We start from the raw sequence: 17350 nt of genomic DNA on the forward strand, positions 1-17350 counted from the left end.
CGCGGAAATAAGGAGGGTTCATAATGTTAGCTGCAATTCCTGCAAACATGACAAAGGGATGGCGCAAACTGTTTATCTCGGGCGTAGCGCTCACGCTTATCTGCTCGGGTATTTTGGCTCCTTTAACGCCAAAAGCATCGGCTGCCGCCGGTTCTCCTATGGTCGTTAATAGCCTGGAAGGTCCTGTCACACGAGAAGAGATTAATTCGTTTAAGCAATATATCTTGTCTTCATCTGTCGGTCTGCCCGTGAGTAATATTGGCAATGATTTCGTGTATGGTCCAAGCGGGCAGAACGTTGAGGCTATGGGTTATATGTATGAAATTAGCGGAGATATGGCCATTTTGGACCAGATGATTAAATTCTCTGAGATCATGCTGTCCGCTCGGAATAACCCAGATACGGGCCGAGTGCTATGGAATGGAAAGAGGGAGCTGGCTTGGCCAAATAAGAGAGTTGGCGAAGTGAATAGCGACGGATTGCTGATAGAAGGCTATTCAGGAAGTGAGAACGGTGATGTGATTGGGCACATCGCTTACAGCGCGAAGCTGATATTACAAAACAAGTCTTTGTGGAACAAGACGGTTCCATTCGGTGATGCTGCACAGTACGGGGAAACCTATTTGCAAAGAGCAAAGAAATACATCGCCGAGCTTGATAAGTCGATGGATACGTACATGATTCCTAATTTTGTCAAGCCGGATACCTTGCGTCAATACTGGCCAGAAGACCCTCGGTGGAGCACAACGGGTAGTGCAGCTCCTGGATCAGCGATTCCTTGGAACCAGCAAATGATGATCAATAATGGCTTCATGCGTTTGGCGGAAAGCCATGAACTGCTTGCTGACGATCAGCCAAGGGTAGCACTGTACGACAGCATTGTTAAAGCTTCGATAGATTGGTTCACGAGTAAACTTGAGGCCTATCAAGTGGCTGGACACGATGTGTATAAATGGTGGTATGTCGCTGACTATTTCGGCAAAGTGGAAGATGCGGATGGCGTTCACGCAGCCAATGACATCATGGGCATGACTCGTGCTTATGACCGAGGGAAATACGGAGTTTCAAAGGATACACTGATCAAGTTATCGAATACGATTCGTTATGTGATTTCTACAGGAAACGGAAATTTTTATTGTAAAGTGGACGGACTCCCAACGAGCTGTACGCTGACCAATCTTTGGAGCGAGTATCTGCACATCTCGCCGTATGACCCGGATCCGGCTGTTTACCGTTTGCTGACCAATCCCTATTATATGAGTACGGTACTCACAAGTCCGATCTATTTTGCCCGTATCATGTGGGCGAAGGACCACACGAGCTGGACACGTAATGTTGATGCAGATCTGTCACCAGCGTGGGAAGCGGAAAGCTATTCCAGCAGATCGGGACATTTTACAAGAGAGGTCTGCGATGTCTGCTCCAAAGGAGCTTACATGCAATCCCCTGATGATTCAGCATCCTTGTTAACTTATAGCTTGAACGTTACCCATGGGGGGAATGTGTATTTGCACATGCTCGGATCCCGAAATGGAGCTGGCCAAAGCAGCTTGAAAGTATCGTTGGATTCAGGACCAGAAGTTGACCTTCAAACAGCGCCATCAGACTGGGGATGGACATCTGCCGCAAATGTCTTCTCTCTCCCAGACGGCCTTCATCAATTAACGATTAAGTCACAGGGAGATGGTGCTCGTCTTGATAAAATGGTGCTGTCCAAAAGTGCCACACCGCCGATCGAGGCACTCTTGCCGAAGCTGACGGATATCAAGGTAAATGGCGTATCTATCGCCAATTTTGCTCCATCAACATATACGTATACGGCAGCAGTGCCACTAGGTACCAAAGTGATTCCCACTGTCAGCGCAACAAGCACACATATTGTTGAGATTACGCAGCCTCAGCAAGTTTTCGGAACTGCGATCATCACAGTGAAGGACCGGCAGGACCCGTACTTGCAGTCCAAGTACGAGGTGCAAATGACGGGGTATCCGATTTACGGCGATGTGCCGGACCGATTCATCACTTTCCCTATTAGGGGAGTAACGGCCAGCGCAGGTTACCATGCCAGCTTCCCACCGGCAAACGCGATAGATGGTGACCTAAATACCCGTTATGCAGCTAAGGGCATTACGCACTGGATCCAATTCGACCTTGGCGAGATCAAGCCAATCCGTTCCGCCGTAATCTCCTTCCTGAAGGGGGACGTGGATCGATACACGTTCGATCTGCAAGTATCGGAAGACGGGATCACATGGAAGAATGTATTCAGTGGAAAAAGCAGTGGCAAAACGGCTGGTTTAGAGATCTTTCCATTCGCGCTGGAGAATGCCAGATATGTGAAGTATAACGGTAAAGGCAATTCCAAGGACACATGGAATAATATTAATGAAATATATATTGGCGGTCAGATCGTCAATGTGAAGCCAGTAAGCGAAAGCAAAGAGTTGACAACTCCGCAAAATAGCGCTGTGAGCGGGACATTGTCTGCGAGTGATGCAAACGGTGATCCACTGATTTACAGCATCGTGAGCAATGGCATATTAGGAACGGCAGTCGTTACGAATCCGTCCACAGGAGCTTTTACGTATACGCCAAACCCTGGTGCGTTCGGCACAGATACATTTACGTTCATCGTAAACGATGGATATGAGAATTCAGATGTCTCCACAATAACGGTTCGCATTTTGGATATAACTCCTCCTGTAACGACGGATGATGGGCAGAGCGGTTGGCATAAAGAAGCACAAACAATCCATTTATCGGCAACGGATGAAGCTAGCGGAGTTGCGAAAACCTTTTACAGTCTAAACAGCAGTCCGTTTGCAGAAGGAAATACAGTTCAAATTGATAGTGAGGGCTTGAATGAGCTCAAATACTACAGCATCGATGCTGCAGGCAATCAAGAAACTCAGAAAACAGTCACTATTCAAATGGATAAAACCGGACCTGTCATCACGCCGACTGTATCCATGGCTGTCTATGTGACGGATACGTTTCAATTGAACTTCCTGACAACAGATCCTTTAAGCGGCGTCAAAGATACAACGATTAAGCTGGACGGTCTACCGTTTGCTTCACCATATGCGATTGAACCATTGACACTATCCATCGGCGACCACGTTGTTGTCGTAACAGCTACGGACAATGTGGGCAATAAGAGCGAGCAGTCCTTCGTACTTCAAGTGAAAATGGACATCAACCATTTGGATGAAGCTCTAACGATTGCCAAGCAAAAAGGCTGGATTAAGAACGAAGGAATATATAAAGCATTAATGGCATTGGTTAACTTAGTCCAGAAGGCACCGAGCAAAGACGTCAACCATGCATTAAATGCTCTTGAAAATCTAGTTCAAGCGCAAAGTGGCAAATTCATCGACGAAACGACTTCGAAGAAGCTGCTCGAATGGATTACAGCTTTGAAGACAAAATAAAGCGATAAAAATGGCAATAGGCCGTCCGGTTATTAAGATAATAACTGGACGGTTATTTCTCTTTTCAAACTTAAAAAAAGACATAGATGTATAAGTGCGGATAATGAATAGCTGGTTCCGTGATAGTAACATCGGAATATAATCATGATTTTGGAGGATTTTGAGATGCAATATAGACGTGTAGGCGGAAGTGGTTTGAAAGTTAGTGAATTAAGCTTGGGCAGTTGGCTTACCTACGGTGGTGCCGTTGATGCGAAGCAATCCGAGATGATCATCGATAAAGCTTACGAGCTTGGGATCAACCTATTTGACACGGCCAACGTTTATCACCATGGTGAAGCGGAACAAGTAGTCGGCAAGGCACTGTCCAAATATCCTAGGGAATCCTACGTTCTGGCAACCAAGGTTTGTATCCCTATGGGAGTTGGACCCAATGACCGCGGTTTGTCACGCAAGCATATTAAAGAGCAATGTGATGCAAGCTTAAGAAGGCTCGGCGTCGACTACATCGATTTGTACCAATGCCACCGATACGATGACGAGACACCGCTTGATGAAACGCTTCGTGCTTTGGATGATCTGATTAAACAGGGAAAAGTATTATATACAGGTGTTAGCATGTGGAAGGCCGATCAGCTTCTAGACAGCATTCAGTTGGCTAAAGCGTTGAATTTAAATCCAATCATATCCAATCAACCCCAATATCATATGTTCAGACGCGGCATAGAAAAGGAGATTGTTCCATTAAGTGAAAGGGAAGGCATCGGTCAAATCGTGTTTTCGCCTCTGGCTCAAGGCATTCTGACTGGTAAATATAAACCAGGTATGCCTTTACCGACGGATTCACGAGCAGCAGATCCCGCGCAGAATGGCGCGATTGCTAATTTTATGAAAGATGAGCTATTGATCAAGGTAGAAAAGCTCGGACACATTGCAGTGCGCAATGAATTAAGTATGTCTCAGTTGGCATTGGCATGGATTTTGCGCTTGGACAATGTCTCAAGCTGCATTATTGGAGCTTCACGTCCCGAACAGGTGGAAGAAAATGTAAAGTCTTCGGGTGTGAGGCTTTCTGATTCAGATCTAAAGGAGATCGAAGACATTTTAAATGACTAATCAAATGAAGAGAGGAAGGGGCGAATGTCGACAATGGATCATCTTATGGACAATGCAGAAGCGGAAAGCGGACAAAGAATTCGTTTGAAAAATGAACGGATCGATGAGGACCGTGAAAAACGGATTGCTTGGTGGCGTGAAGCCAAAGTTGGTTTGTTTATACACTGGGGGTTATACTCGCTGCCGGGGGGCGTCTGGAAAGGCGAAACTGTGAACGCTGCTTATGCGGAGCACCTACAATTAAGAGCCCAGATTCCTGTCAAAGAATATGAGCAAATTGCCGATGAGTTCAACCCGGTTCATTTCGACGCGATAAAGTGGGTTCAGGCCGTGAAGGACGCTGGTTTGAAATATATGATCTTCACAGCTAAACATCATGATGGATTTGCTATGTATGATTCGAAGATAAGTGATTATAACATTGTGCGGGCTTCTCCTTTCGGACAAGATCCTATTGCGGAATTGGCCTCTGCATGCCAGAAGGAAGACATTGTCTTTTGCTTATACTACTCACATGCCATGGATTGGCATCACCCTGATTCCCAAGGAAACACGTTGGATTTCCCGGGTAATATTGGCGCCTATGATCCACTCGAATCATGGGTGAATAATCCGGACAAATCAACTCGCTATGAGAGGTATTTGCAAGAAAAGGCATATCCTCAAATTGAGGAGCTGCTCGCTCAGTATGGGCCTGTTGGCATCCTCTGGTTTGATTGCGGACATAAAGTTACGGACGAACAGGGCAAGACATTCGTGGATTTGGTCCACGGTATACAACCAGGCTGTTTGGTGAATCGCCGAGTTCGACGGGAGGGATTCGGAGATTATGAAAATACGGGAGATAACCAGCTTCATGTTCGGACACAGAGAAGGGACTGGGAGTCGATCGCTACGTTAAATCATTCCTGGGGCTACAACAAAACGGATCATAGTTGGAGAAGTTCAAAAGACATCCTGCACGACATGATTAATGTTGTCAGCATGGGCGGGAATTACGTCATCAACGTAGGGCCTACTGGTGAAGGAGAATTCGACCCGAAATCACTAGAACTGCTTCAAGTAATCGGTCGTTGGTTGAAACAGAACGGTGAAAGTATTTACGGCACCCAAGGCAGCCCGATCGGCAAAATGCCATGGGGCCGCTGTACAATCAAAGGACAAACGTTATATTTACATGTTTGGGATTGGCCTGCTCACGGGGAATTGATTGTTCCTGGCTTTCACAATGCTATACAGAGTGCTTATTTATTGGCGGATTCGGAGAAAACGGACATGGGTCATAAGCCATTGAATACTTCTGGAGATATCATCATCCAACTGCCGGCAGAAGCGCTTGATCCCATTTGCACAGTGGTAGCGGTTGAGTTCAAGGGTGATATAGACGCCAATCCTCGCCAAGTTTTATTTCCCGGAGGTGTGTCTAACGTTTTCGGTGTTTTCGACGGTGAGCTTCATGGGGAATTCTTGAGATTTGATACTGGGAAAAAGGGTAGGGATAATGTTAGGGAATGGAAATCTGCCCAAGATTATTTGTGTTGGAAATTTCGTGTGGCGAGATCAGGTGCATACCGGGTAACTGCTGTATATGGAGCAAATGAGCAATCTGCCGGAGGTTCCTATGAAATCTTAGTAGGCCCCGAGAAGCTGGCGGCAACGGTGAATTTTACAGGCGGTGAGTATAGTTTTGATACCTATGAGATCGGTCAAATTGATTTTAAGGTTGAAGGTGAATATAAGCTGACAGTGAAGCCGTGCACGATTAAGGGTTCCGTTCTGATGAACTTAAAAGAGGTTACGATGGTTAGTCTTTAAAAGGTGTTGAAAAATCGCTTCACGATCAATGAATTTGGAGGTTAATTCTAATGGCTGTTATGGAAGTCAACCGTGCCCTGAATCGATCGGTAACAAGTAGTTCTGAAAGTGCCAATGCACCCAGCTGGTATGCTGTAGATGGCGATATGAACACGTTTTGGCAGCCACTAGGTTCGGATAGGAAGGAAGACGGCCTCGTGTGGATGAGTGTTGATCTGGGTGACCTTTTTTCGTTCAATCAGGTTGTTTTGAAATTAGCATCAGGCTTCATAAGCGGTTATACCATTCTTCATTCCTCGGACAGTTTAACTTGGGAAACAGCATTTAGGCGGGAAACAGCCAGAGGTGGAATAGGTACGACAGATATCGCATTATTTCCAAGAGTTACGGGAAGATATGTAAAGCTGGAAGTGGATTTATTCGATCCGGACCGTGATTTTCAATTGATTGATTTTGGCATTTATGACCTGCCGTCGATTTCTGATGGGCCTTTGTTGGAGCGCGTATTTATCTCTGATTCGTGCGCTCGTGCGTATGATCAGGATGATACCGTTTCGTTACAAGTGAGCAGCAGGGCTAACTTCATGTTAAAAGGAATCATGACGGATGGCTCGGAGGCGGAGTTGGCGAATGCAATTGCCTCGTTGGCAAGTACCCATTCCGATGTGGTTGCCATAGATGAACAGGGAGATCTTACCGCTCACAAAAGCGGCATCGTACAAATCAAAGGTGTTGTTACTCTGAATGGCATAACAAGAGAAACCAGTTGCTTTATCGACGTTTACGATCCAGCTGACGTGCTGGCGGAAGTACGGTTGGCGCATCCATCCCTGGTCATGGAAGTCGGTCAACCCGCTTTGTTGGCAGCAGGCAGTAAGTATCCGGTCTTGCATGTTATTCCTGCCCTTCGTATGTCCGTGAAGGCCATATTGGTGAATGAATCGACAGGGGAAGTCATCATGAACCTCCCTGAACGGGAAATCGAAACGCAAACGGAATATAGGTATCCATTTCTTGGTCATGCGACGCAATCGGGGTTATACAAAATACGAGTGGAATTACGAATAGCTGGAAAACCTGCCTTTTTTGATGCTTTTTATTTTACAGTTCTTAATCCGCAGCTTCCGATGGAAGGCCAAAGCCAAATCGTTTATTTCGGCAAGGCAGGGAAGCTGGAATACGTGCCTGATTACAAAGGAAATCAGATACTTGATTTCTCCAACAGTGGTTATGGCGGAGGCGGCGTGAAAATACCCGAGGTACAGCCAGTCATTTTAGTAGAACCTTTAGACGGTGACAATACGGAGCATATTCAGGAAGCTATTAATAGGGTATCTGCTCTGCCGCAATCTGCCGAAGGCTTTCGTGGGACCGTTTTGTTGAAGCGGGGAGTCTACAAGATCAATGGATCGCTGCAGATTCGTGAAAGCGGAATCGTTCTACGTGGCGAAGGAACAGGCAAAGATGGAACTTTGATTTACGCGACAGGCGCGAAGAAGCGAAATGTCATAGATATTCTGGGAGCATCAGGTCCCCGCCTATCTCCTGAGTCGTTAACGTCCGTTACGGATCTCTATGTGCCTTCGGGAGCCAGGAGCATCCATGTCGAAGATGCTTCGAGCTTTCAGACCGGCGACAAGGTGAAGGTTCTTCGTTACGGGAATGAACGATGGATTCATGCGATTGGCATGGACGCAATCCGATCAAGGCCAGTCGCAGGGGGAACGATTCAATGGCCGCCTTTTCATTTGGAGTTTGACAGAGTGATCACTCGAATCGAAGGGAATCATATTACTTTGGACGCTCCTATCGCGAATGCGATTGAAAGGCAATGGGGATCGGGAGCCATTGTTAAATATGAAGATTCCGAACGGATCGAACAGATCGGTGTGGAGAATTTGAGGATAGACGTTGAATTTGATCAGAGTATCACAGATTCTAGAATTGACGGCAATGAGGGAAGTCTCACTTATTTGGCCGATGAAAATCATGCCATTAACTTTATCTATATGGATCATGTTAAAAATGCTTGGGTACGGAATATTGTCGGCTATCATCTACAGCACGCCCTTGTGCAAGTTGGACGCGACACCAAATGGATAACGATTCAGGATTGTGCGGTATACGAATTTATCAGTGTGATTACGGGAGGCCGCCGATACCCATTTCATCTAACGGGAGAATTGACGTTGGTTCAGCGAACATATACCGAAACGGCGAGACATGCATTTGCGGTTGACGCGCGAGTAGCAGGGCCTAATGTGTTCCTCGACAGTGAATCGAATAAGGATTATAACACCAGTGAACCACATCATAGGTGGTCCGTGGGCTGTTTGTACGACAATGTGAATGGACGAATCCATATTCAGGACCGTGGTTGGCTGGGCAGTGGACATGGATGGTCAGGGGCTAACTATGTAACTTGGAATACGAGAAATGAACTTGTTTCCCAACAGCCCCCAACCGCCCAAAACTATGCCATCGGACATGTAGGTGTACAAGGGAAATCGCTGCTTCCAAGCGCATATGATCGGCGGCAACGAAAAGAGGCTTATTGGGAAAGCTTTGGAACACATGTAAGCCCTCGCAGTCTGTATATTCAGCAACTGCAGGATCGTCTTGGTTCCGAAGCAGTCCGTAACATTCAGGCGGACCCCACCTTGAGCCGGAACTAGTATGATTTAGAAGCAGCATTCATCCAACGAAGGAGTGAACACATTTATGATACAAACAGCGGCAAGTGAAAAGTATGAAGCGATTATTACAAAGCTAATTCGACAGATGAAAAATTTAAAGCCGGCCTTTCAGGAGAGTGTCGCTATTGGCATTGTTTCTATGGACAATTGGGAGTGGCCGCAAGGTGTAGGGCTATTTGCTTTATATTCTTATTACAAAGAAACAGGCAAGTTGGAGATTAGAGACGAGCTTATCCAGTGGTTTGACAAGAGAATAGAGGAAGGGCTGCCTGACAAAAACGTAAATACAATGTGTCCCATGCTGACTTTAAGCTATTTGGCTGAAGAAACAGGGAATCCGAGATATGTGGTGCTTTGTAAAGAATGGGTTACTTATGTCATGGACGAAATGCCAAGGACGGATGAGGGTGGCCTTCAGCACGTAGTCACCAGAAACCTTAATGAAGGCCAGCTTTGGGATGATACGCTCTATATGACGGTCCTATTCGTGGCTAGAATGGGAGTCCTTTTGCATGAAGATAAGTACTTTCAGGAAAGCATTCGACAGTTTTTAGTACATCTTAAATATTTAACCGATGTGAAGACGGGATTGTTTTTCCACGGTTGGACGTTTATTGGCCACCATCATTATGCGCAAGCCTTATGGGCTCGGGGGAATTCTTGGTATACAGCGGGACTCGTCGATTACTTGGACATTGCCCCATTACCTTCGGGAGTTAGCGAGTATCTACTCACATCATTAGAAAGACAGGTTAGGACTCTTGCTTCACTTCAACATGAAAGCGGACTGTGGCATACCTTATTGGATAAACCGGATTCCTATTTGGAAACTTCAGCCTCGTCTGCCTTTGCATACGGAATTTTAAAAGCAGTTCGGAGAGGCTTTTTGGATGAAAGCTATCGTGCTGTTGGATTGAAAGCATTGGAAGGCGTACTGCACAAAATTGATGAGGACGGTATCGTTCGCGGAGTTTCGTATGGCACTGGCTTAAAAGATAATCTGGATTATTACCGAAATATCAAACAATGCCCGATGCCCTATGGTCAATCGATGGCTCTATTGCTAATGGTCGAAGCGTGCAAATTACAAGAGGGCAGTTAAAAGCTGCCTATTTTTTCAAAATATCTATGTGACCTTAAGTTTGTTCAATAGGAACTTAAATAAATAGTATGTTAACAACTCTCCCATAAACTATGATTTAGCAAAGGGTTTGGAAGGAGGGGGTAGCTTTTTAGTAAGCGTTTGCATTTGAAGTGGGTTGATAGGAAGCTAGCATTTTTACTTGTTTTTCGAATCTAATGATTGATGGAGGAAGAATGAGACCAATGGTTATGAAAAAAAAGCTATCATTACTCTTAGTATCTGCAATGGTTTTCTCTATGTTTGCTTCCGTCGATTTTGCGTATGCAGACGCAACTGCACCAACAACCACAACAACACCGGCAGCGACGACTACACCGACTGCAACACCAGCAGCTACACCAACAGTCACACCGGCAGCAACACCAGCAGCAACACCTAAAGCCACAACCGCACCACCAACAACACCAGCACCACCTTTGGACACGCAAGCTAAATTTAACGCTTTAAAAGAAAAAGGAATTTTTGAAGGATCAGACGCAACAGGTTCAGCAGGTCTCGACAAAGACGTGACACGTGCACAATTAGCCAAAACAATCGTCTTGATGAACGGTCTAAAGGAAGATAAGCCTTCAAGTTCCATTTACAAAGACTTAGCTGCGGCAGATTGGGCGGCTGGATTTATCGGCGCAGCGACAAAAGCAGGCTATATGGAGGGTATTGCAAAGGATCAATTTGATCCGGAGGGTATCGTAACCATTGAACAAGTTGCCTCTGTACTTGCACGCGTGTTCAAACTACAAGCCGATGAAGCCGAAACAGCCAAAGTAACTGGAACTGTATCCAGCTGGGCAAAAGGGAATGTTGCTGCTGCGATTACGGCTGGTCTCATTGCCAGCACAACGGATTACACGAAGACAGCTAAGCGCGAGCTGCTTGTAAACGCCGCCTACGCCGCCTATCAATTAATTCAAGCAGGAGGACCGGCTGTTACCAAAGTATCTGTTGCTGATTTTAAAGTAACAGGGGCCAAAACACTCTCGGTCAAATTAAACGGTGTTATTGCTGACACCAGCAAGCTAACCGTTTCAATTCTTCGTGGCAGCATTACTGGGTCTGTTGTAACAGGCGCCCAAAAATGGAATGCGAACAAGAATGAAGTAATCATTACGCTGGATACGAAGATGACGGAAGGTATTTACACAGTTAAGCTTGAAGCGGTAAAAGATGGTGGATTAACCATTGATAAAGGTACGGCAGAGGTATCTGTAACCAATGAAAAAATCACTGCAATTGAGTTCACTACACCATCTGATACCATCGCGCAAGGTAAAATCAAATTGACCTTTAAAGCAACGAATCAGTACAAAGAAGTATCAGACCTTAGTGCGGCCATATTCAGCATCTATACAAGCCCGGATGGAGACATTGTTCCAGCTGGTGATTCGCAGTCTTTGACAGTTGATGTCACACATGCTGTTTACACCAACAAATTGCGCAGAGATTCGCAATTGACTGTTAACATCGTTGCGCCGGATTATTCCGTACAAACAAGCAGGGTCTTTACGGTCGGTGATCCGCAAACGGTTAGCAAAGTTGAATTAGGCGACATTGTGTATATGAATGGGAAGACGAAATTGGAAGCCGGAGATTCGGTAACGGTTCCTTACAAAGCCTATGACCAATACGGCTTCCAAGTTACGGATCTTGATATTTTGACGAAAAACACCAGTGCATTCTCTTCAGGTGCGGGAGTCCTTGATACGACATCAACTGCTCCTCCTCAAGGATTTGGTTTTATTGCTGATGAAAACGGGGACGGAGTTCCCGAGCTAAAAGTAAAAGCTGCCTCTACTTTTAGTCAGTTTAGCGTACAGGATGTCACACTTTCCTTAACAGGTTTTGGAGCAGGACAATCAGTTTCCGCTTCCAAGGTCTTGAAAGTAGGAGTTTCCAAAGCACCTTATGATATCAGCATAGGCAACTTCCCGAATACCGTTGCAGTCGGTGACGAAGATTTTTATCTTCCAATCGTTGTCAAAGACCAAGGCGGGAACATACTGAGTACAGATGATGTAGTAGATAATGCCGACCAAATCAGTGTTTATGGTTTTGCTAACGGCAGCGTCGCCATTGGTGCCAAGGATGCATCTGGCAAACTAATTGGCGGTATCGAGAAGAGTGGTGCATATAAAGGTACAATTCGTGTTTCCAATTTAAAAACGTTAACTGATCAAAATAAAGGGCCATTAACAGTCAAAGCATCGGTTGGTATAAGCGGAAAAACGGCTTCCAACACCACGAATATTGTTACTAAACGCTATCCGAAGACCGTTTATCTTTCGGTTGTACCGAAGCCTAAAATGCTTCCTTCGCTTGAGATGGTGAATGGAAGAACTGAGAATGCCTTCAGATTGAAGTTCAAAGACCAATACAATGATGATTTTGACCGTGATTATCGGGGCTATTCGATGAAATTGTCCCTTAACAGAACATCCGGCACAGTGACGGACGCTGTATACGTTTACAGGGATTCAAAATATACTTTGGATGCGGTCAAAACATCTTTCATTGTCAAAGGTGTAGATGGTACGGTAGAAGGATATGACTCAGGTAAAAGTCCTGGAGATTTTGGCTACTTCCGCGATAGAGATATTTTCTTCATTTCGAGAGCTGGTGATAACAATGAAGGAACCTATCAGGTTACAGCCCAATTGTTCAAAGGGGATGAAGCAGCTGTTGCAGCTGGAACGGCTTCCTTAATGTCAACAGCCGTTGGCTCTACTCAGCTTATTAAAGCCAGAGAGGCAAATAATTTAGTTTATACGCTCACTCCATTTACCAATGGTATCTATGCAGTTGATAAGATTAAGGATACGTTGAAAGGTGCGGAAGCTAATACCATCACTACGACAAGCTCTACCGTAACCTCTAGCGTATATTCTACAGAAGGTGTTTCTTTAGAAAACTATTTCTCCGGCAAAATCACACTAACTGCTAAGGATGCTAGCGGGAACATTGTCCAACTGCCTAATAATACGATTCAAACGCTTAATTCCATGACTACTTCCAATACGCGAGCTTCATCCATTGTGATTAAACCGAAGCAAGATGGACAAAATGGAACTTTATCCGACGGTTACGGTATTCGCGGAAAAGATGTGGGGACAACAAGTATTTCTGTTGTGTTTAAACCATCCAATTACGTCGGAAGTAAGGTTGCATTCATGGATAACATTGCCATTAAAGATGATCCGTTAACAGTTAGCTCGTTGACAGCTACTTATAACGGCAAGGCAAAAATCATATGGTTGTCGGCACTGAAAGCCATACCTACTAATCCCCAATCTACTTTGGGAATTACCGTTTGGTCGGCTAATGACAGCGGTAAACTGAACCAAAAACAAACGTTCAGCAACATTACGTTACTGGATCAGTACGGTAACAACGGCTTTAAAAATAGTTCCGTGTTCCGTGTTGCTCCTGTATTCGGTATTCAATTTTTCATAAGCAATGTCAAGTGGGCAAATGATAATATTGTACCGAATTCAGGGTATATCAATGTTGAGTACAACGCTACCGGCGTAAACAACGTAAACGGGAAATCAAATGCTCCATATTCACTAGATGGAGACGCAACAACAGGATACCGTTTTCCTAAAGATGATAAAGATATCGGTGCATTAATTGGTAAAGATGTAGACCCTACCGACTGGGTATTCTCTACAGTAAATGATAGAATCAGACTTACTCGCGGAGACGCCAAATACGTCTACGTACCAGCTAAATCCGCTATTGATGGATCACCTGTAGAAGTTTCTTCATTTACGGTAACCATGATTACAGCGAGCGGCAAATCAATCTCGGTTGATGTATACCCGGATCCAACAAAGTAATTACTAGGTAATACAAGTATTTGCAATAAAAAGGGAGGTTGCGTCAAGCAATCTGCCTTTTTTCTGTTTATCCAAGAGAAGCAGCGGCTTTCTCGTATTTTACTAAAGGGACTTAAGAAAAGTTACTTTTGTGATATGATTGGCTAAATCGATTGTTTTTTAATGGAGGATTTTTCTATGAGCGTTGTTGAACCTATCGAATTAACCAAAGGAACACCAGGCGTGCCTTGTCCCATTGCAAAACACTTGATGTGATTGGGACGAAATGGACCTTTTTAATTATTCGGGACCTTCTTATCGAAGGTACGCTGCGATTCAGCGAACTACTGAAATCTATGGATGGCATTAGTCCCAAAACGCTCTCGCTCCGTCTTAAGGTGCTAGAAGAACATAGAGTAGTGGAACGGAAAGTATTTCCCGAAGTACCTCCTCGCGTTGAATATACGTTAACGGAAAAAGGAAAGAGATTGGAAAGCATTTTTGTTGAATTAAAGAGATTTGGAATAAGTTTGTAAAAGATATCTAAAAAACCGTTCAAAGAAAAAAATCACACAGGGGCACATAAAACAAAAAAATGAGGTGGCAAGGAATTCTTGCTTTCTCATTTTTTTTGTTTTTTATGTTTTCAATCGATTGTAAGGGATAGTCACCCGACTTCCAACTAGCTATATATTCAGTACCTTTTTTACAGCTTCAGCTACTCTGTCTTTATCAAAAGGCTTCACAATAAAATCTTTAGCGCCAAGGGTGATGGCCTCAATAACAAATGATTGTTGCCCCATTGCGGACACCATAATGATCTTTGAATCGCTATTGTAATTCTTTATTTCCTTTAAAGCAGTAATACCATCCATCTCGGGCATTGTAATATCCAACGTAATGATGTCAGGAGAATGCTGTAAGAAAAGAGAGATTGCCTCAAGTCCATTCGATGCTTCCGCTACAATTTCATGCCCAAGTTCTAAGAGGATGTTCTTAATCATCAATCGCATAAACATAGAATCATCTACAACCATTAGTCTCGCCATTATAATTATCACCTTTCAGGGGGACTTTCTACCTAGCTGTTTACTGTTATAGATGGCTACAATAATTCGTTACATAAGAAAAACTCCCCATATTAGAAGAATAAGGGGAGTCGTGGATATATCCCTTCCTTCGGTAACTGGCAAGCATAGCGAAGTAATTCGCCTTAGCTCCTGTAGCTTTGCGTCACTAATTTTCATTAGCTTTGCTCTTATCGTATAACAGAAGAATTGCTATTTTTTTAAGTATACCACTCTAGTTACTAGTAATAAAGTACTAGTGGTAAAGGAAGTGATCATTCCTGAATAATATACACATTCTAAGGGAAAAATGCATGATAAGCATGAAGTACCTGTAAGCAAGATCCAACATTTGCATCAAAATTTGTAAGACATTCGGGAAATTGGATCATTTAGATGAGTTGTAGTTAAATAATGCCCTTTTTTAGTGAGAAAGACGAACGATTCTCTTGATTAATTCTGAAATCCTATGTATTATTAAGATAGATTTTACATGCATAAGGGTTGATAATTAATCTTGAAGGTGATTCCATGCCACAACTAGATTCTAATGAATACAAGAAGAAGCTGTGTCACCTCTATAACGAAATATCCAAAGAGCTGTTCGGGTTTGGGACAACACTGCTGAAGGTTTCAATTGAACAAAACATTATTACTTTTCATGCCAAGCATCGCCGCTCACCGCGTTCAACCGCATTAGAAGGCGAGGCGCCAACGCTCAAACACGAAGTCGATTTTTATATGTCCTCCATATATAAGAAGAGAATCCGGGAAAGGCTGGAGCAAGAACTTGGCTTATCCATGGATGCCGTATTAAGGGACTATGATCCGCCGACGCAATGGGCAATAACGAATATTATTCTTAAACAAACCGAATAGTTTGATCGACGGTGTTCTCTTTTGATTTATCTTAAGAGGAAACCACATGTATACCAATAGATGTCACTTTGCATTGTTTACAATGAAGAGTGCTCTTGATTAGAAGCTTCTTTCTAACAAGGGTACTTTTCTTTTTTTTTTCATATTGCATTTAGATCGAGACGCGCATAGATATAGGGTCTTGAAGAATACTAGTAAAAATTTAACAGGGGATTCACGCATTAAAATCATACATGATAAAACTGGGAGGACGATGAATAATGAAACAAAAAATGGTTCGTGGTTTAATTTCTTTATCTGTAGTAGGACTAGCCTTGACAGGTTGCGGCACAGCGCCTGCGAAAGACCAGAGCAATACAAGTGGAGCTACAACAGCACCCACAGCAGCTGCCACAGCGGCATCCAAAGGGGAACCTACAACTTTAGTCATTTCCACCTGGGGGTTTTCGGATGACTTCTTCAAGAAAGAAGTGTACGCGCCGTTTGAGAAAGAGCATAACGCAAAGATTGTTCTGGAAATAGGCAATAACGCAGAACGTTTGAACAAAGTGAAACAAGGCAGCTCGAGCGTGGATCTCATTTATTTATCTGACTATTACGCACAACAAGGAATTGAAGCGGGACTTTTCGATAAAATCGATCGCAGCCGCATTCCGAATTTGAAAGACATCTATGATTTGGCCAAGGCGCCACTGGGTGAAGATTACGGTCCTGCCTACACAGTAGGTCGACTCGGTATTGCCTACAATCCGAAAGCAACTACCAAAGAGATCAAGTCATGGAGCGACCTCTGGAGTCCTGAGCTTTCCAAGAAGCTGACTCTTCCTAACATCACGGCTACAACAGGCCCAATGGTCTTGGATGCAGCATCTGTGGTTGCGGGCAACACGACTTTTAACGAAGATCAAGCTTTTGCTAAAGTTAAGGAACTGAACAAAGGAGTCGTTAAATACTACGGCCAAACCTCCGAATTCGTTAACATGTTCTCGCAAGGGGAAATTGCAGCGGGTCCTATCATGGAAATGTATGTGAAGGATTTGAAAGCGGCTGTGCCAGAAACGAAGTTCGTCTCCCCGCAAGAAGGAGCTTATGCCGTTATGAACACGGTCAACGTGATTAAAGGTAGTAAAAATAAGCAGCTGGCTGAGGATTTCATCAACTGGCATTTGAGCAAGGAAGTGCAGGAGAAATCAGCGAAAGCGAAAGTAGATTCACCTGTAAACACGACACTTCAGCTTTCGCCTGAAGAAGCTACGGGGATTACCTATGGCGCAGACGTTGTGAGTAAACTTCGTAAATTGGATATGAAATTCGTTAATCAGAATCTAAAGGGATGGATTGCCCGTTTTAACAAGGAAGTTGCTCAATAAATAAAACCAATCAAGGGTAT

The 17350-nt window shown here is 44.2% G+C and carries 9 protein-coding genes, 1 pseudogene and 1 riboswitch; of the genes and pseudogenes, 9 read left to right on the forward strand and 1 reads right to left on the reverse strand.

Annotation, left to right across the window (positions count from 1 at the left end; genetic code table 11):
* The first annotated feature begins 23 nt into the window (after positions 1-23).
* The 7 genes and pseudogenes from ACBP55_RS14000 (at position 24) to ACBP55_RS14030 (ending at position 14550) form a co-directional block, all read left to right on the forward strand.
* The gene (locus ACBP55_RS14000) at positions 24-3431 is read left to right on the forward strand and encodes an OmpL47-type beta-barrel domain-containing protein (protein WP_464652381.1); all 3408 of its coding nucleotides are present in this window, start codon (positions 24-26) and stop codon (positions 3429-3431) included.
* A 165-nt stretch (positions 3432-3596) separates the two neighbouring features.
* Positions 3597-4547, forward strand: coding sequence for an aldo/keto reductase family protein (locus ACBP55_RS14005; RefSeq protein WP_464652383.1), 951 nt, complete (start codon positions 3597-3599; stop codon positions 4545-4547).
* Between the two features lie 24 nt (positions 4548-4571).
* The gene (locus tag ACBP55_RS14010) at positions 4572-6362 is read left to right on the forward strand and encodes an alpha-L-fucosidase (RefSeq protein ID WP_464652385.1); all 1791 of its coding nucleotides are present in this window, start codon (positions 4572-4574) and stop codon (positions 6360-6362) included.
* A gap of 50 nt (positions 6363-6412) precedes the next feature.
* Positions 6413-9037, forward strand: a complete 2625-nt coding sequence (locus ACBP55_RS14015; protein ID WP_464652387.1) for a discoidin domain-containing protein — start codon at positions 6413-6415, stop codon at positions 9035-9037.
* A 46-nt stretch (positions 9038-9083) separates the two neighbouring features.
* Positions 9084-10160 carry a beta-galactosidase BglB gene (bglB, locus tag ACBP55_RS14020; RefSeq protein WP_464652389.1) on the forward strand — a complete coding sequence of 359 codons (1077 nt, stop codon included), beginning with the start codon at positions 9084-9086 and terminating at the stop codon, positions 10158-10160.
* Positions 10161-10390: 230 nt separating this feature from the next.
* Entirely contained in the window at positions 10391-14035 is a 3645-nt protein-coding gene (locus ACBP55_RS14025; RefSeq protein WP_464652391.1) for an S-layer homology domain-containing protein, read from the forward strand.
* A gap of 162 nt (positions 14036-14197) precedes the next feature.
* Positions 14198-14550: pseudogene (locus ACBP55_RS14030) on the forward strand (winged helix-turn-helix transcriptional regulator).
* Between the two features lie 150 nt (positions 14551-14700).
* Here ACBP55_RS14030 and ACBP55_RS14035 read toward each other — a convergent pair.
* On the reverse strand, positions 14701-15063 hold the full coding sequence (locus ACBP55_RS14035; RefSeq protein ID WP_464652393.1) for a response regulator: 363 nt from the start codon (positions 15061-15063) through the stop codon (positions 14701-14703).
* A 129-nt stretch (positions 15064-15192) separates the two neighbouring features.
* Positions 15193-15281, reverse strand: a riboswitch (cyclic di-GMP riboswitch).
* 331 nt (positions 15282-15612) lie between these two features.
* On the opposite strand from ACBP55_RS14035, the gene ACBP55_RS14040 reads away from it, so the two are divergent.
* Positions 15613-15960 carry a DUF2294 domain-containing protein gene (locus ACBP55_RS14040; protein WP_173186261.1) on the forward strand — a complete coding sequence of 116 codons (348 nt, stop codon included), beginning with the start codon at positions 15613-15615 and terminating at the stop codon, positions 15958-15960.
* 260 nt (positions 15961-16220) lie between these two features.
* Positions 16221-17330, forward strand: coding sequence for an ABC transporter substrate-binding protein (locus ACBP55_RS14045; RefSeq protein WP_464652394.1), 1110 nt, complete (start codon positions 16221-16223; stop codon positions 17328-17330).
* Positions 17331-17350: the final 20 nt, after the last annotated feature.

It is taken from the genome of Paenibacillus sp. WG02, from assembly GCF_055396115.1.